Source organism: Streptomyces sp. NPDC006476, assembly GCF_040612015.1.
Classification (GTDB): domain Bacteria; phylum Actinomycetota; class Actinomycetes; order Streptomycetales; family Streptomycetaceae; genus Streptomyces; species Streptomyces griseorubiginosus_B.
The window spans coordinates 1-2,362 of sequence record NZ_JBEXPK010000249.1 but is presented as its reverse complement, the minus strand read 5'-3'; the positions used below and the strand labels follow the sequence as shown (position 1 = coordinate 2,362).

2 protein-coding genes are annotated in these 2,362 nt (G+C 67.8%); both read left to right on the top strand.

Annotated elements, in window-relative coordinates; genetic code table 11:
• Positions 1-124: 124 nt before the first annotated feature.
• Complete coding sequence (gene istA / locus ABZZ74_RS53645; RefSeq protein WP_356951374.1) at positions 125-1,543, top strand: IS21 family transposase; 1,419 nt, start codon at positions 125-127, stop codon at positions 1,541-1,543.
• Positions 1,540-2,310, top strand: coding sequence for an IS21-like element helper ATPase IstB (istB, locus tag ABZZ74_RS53640; protein ID WP_356951373.1), 771 nt, complete (start codon positions 1,540-1,542; stop codon positions 2,308-2,310). Before istA ends, istB begins: the two co-directional genes overlap by 4 nt.
• Positions 2,311-2,362 lie beyond the last annotated feature (52 nt).

The following is a 2,362-nucleotide window of genomic DNA, read 5'->3' as shown; positions in this document are numbered from 1 at the left end:
TGTCCGCGTACAAGTGAACGTGCACCACCTCGTACGGATGAGAGTGCACCGTTCTTGATGCGGTGAGGGGCAAGGGCCGCGAGTCTGCTGCTGTCGGTTCGGGGTGGCAGAGGGGCGGCTGACGGTGGTTTTGGATCCGCATCGCTGGCTGGAGCTTCGGCGGTTTCGCGGTTTGTATGAGTCCGGCGCGATGAGCCTGCGGGAGATCGCGAAGGAGACCGGGCTGAACCGCCGCACGGTCGCGAAGTACCTGTCGGGTGAGGTATCGGCTGCGCCGCCGCAGCGGGAACCGAACGGGCGGCCGCGGCAGCGGGTGGTGGACGAGGTTGCGCCGCTGATCGACGCGATGCTCAGGGCGGAGATCCTGCTCAAGGGGGCGGTGATCCACGAGCGTCTGGTCCAGGAGTACGGGGTCGCGATCAACTACCAGCGGGTGAAGCTCTACCTGCAGGAGGCCAGGCCTCGGATCGCCGAGGAACTCGGGATCAGCCCTGGTGAACTGGCCGGTCTGCACCGCCGGTTCGAGGTGGTTCCTGGGGCTCAGGCCCAGGTGGACTGGGGCGATGAGGGCAAGGTCCTCGCTCATGTCGGCATTCCGAAGGTCTACTCGTTCCACATGACGTTGTCGTACTCGCGCGACCCGTTCTGCTGCTTCACCACCAGCCAGGACCTGGCGACCTTCTTCGACTGCCACCGGCAGGCGTTCGCGCACTTCGGCGGGGTGCCGATGACGATCGTCTACGACCGCACCAAGACCGTCGTGCGCCGGCACGTCGCCCCGGGCGAGGCGGTCCCGCTGCATCCGGAGGCGGTCGCGTTCGCCGGGCACTACGACTTCGATGTCGATGTGTTGGCCGCCTACCGGCCGCAGGGCAAGGGCCGCGTCGAGCGGCAGGTGGGCATCGTCCGCGATCACGTGCTGGCCGGACGGGCGTTTTCGTCTATCGAGGAGATGAACGCCGCTTTCGCGGCCTGGGTGCCGCTGCGGCGGGCGAAGGTGCACGGCACTCATGGCGAGGTCATCGGCCATCGGGCGGTGCGCGACCACATGGCTTTGCGCCCGTTGCCCCCGACGCCGTATGTGGTCGCCCAACGGCATCTGCGGCACGTCGGCAAGGACTGCCTGGTCGCTTTCGACGCGAACCTGTACTCGGTGCCCGCCCGCCGGGTCAGGCCCCGCCAACTGGTCGAGATTCGTGCCACGAAGTCCCAGGTCACGCTGCACTCCACCGTCCCCGGCTCGGACGGCGAGACTCTCCTGGCCGTCCATCCGCGGGCTGTGGGCCGCGGCGCCCGCATCGTCGACGAGGGGCACTGGGACGGTCTGCCCACCGGCGCTGGCCGCCGCGTCACCACCGGCGACAGCCCGCCTTCGCCCCGCCGGGAGCCCGCACCCGGGCCGCAGGCCGGCCCGCTGCAGGCCCTGCTGAACCGGGCCGCTGCTGCCCGCGTCGAGGTGGGTCGCCGTCCGCTGTCGGTCTATGACGAGTTGACCGGCACCCGCCCCTTCACGTCCAACCCTCCGGCAAAGGAAGCCCGTTGAGCGAGCTGACCGGCACCCGCATCCGCACCACGGCCGGCAAGCTCGGCCTGCCTCACCTGGCCGATGCCCTGAACCAGTACATCCAGCGGGCTGACGAGGCCAAGATGGGCTATCTCGACTTCCTCGACCTGGTGCTGTCCGAGGAACTCGCCGTCAAGGACGACCGGCGCTTCCGGCAGGGCCTGCGACTGTCGAAGCTGCCGCACCACAAGACGCTGGACGACTACGACTTCTCCTTCCAGCCCGAGCTCGACCCCCGCAAGGTCAAGGATCTTGCCAGCCTCTCCTTCGTCGAGGAGAAGGCCAACGTTGCGCTGCTCGGCCCGCCCGGCGTCGGCAAGACGCACATCGCCGTCGCCTTGGCCGTCGCGGCCTGCAGGGCCGGCTACTCGATCTACTTCACCAGCCTCGACGACATGGTCCGCAACCTCAAAGTCGCCGAAGCGGCAGGCCGGCTGACCAGCAAGCTCGGCACCTATCTGCGGCCGGGCGTTCTCGTGGTCGATGAGGTGGGATACCAGCCCCTCGAGCGAGCCGAGGCGAACCTGGTCTTCCAGGTGATCTCCAAGCGTTACGAGAAGGGCTCGATCATCCTGACCTCGAACAAGACCTTCAGCGAGTGGGGGCAGGTCTTCGGCGACGAAGTCCTCGCCACCGCCATCCTCGACCGCCTCCTGCACCACTGCGAGGTCGTTCCCATCAACGGCAACAGCTACCGGCTCAAGAACCGGCTCCAGGCCATCGAGCGAGACACCGACGTGGCCTGAGTGGTGCACAAAACCCCGTACTTGGTGGTGCACTCACACGAGTACGGGGACA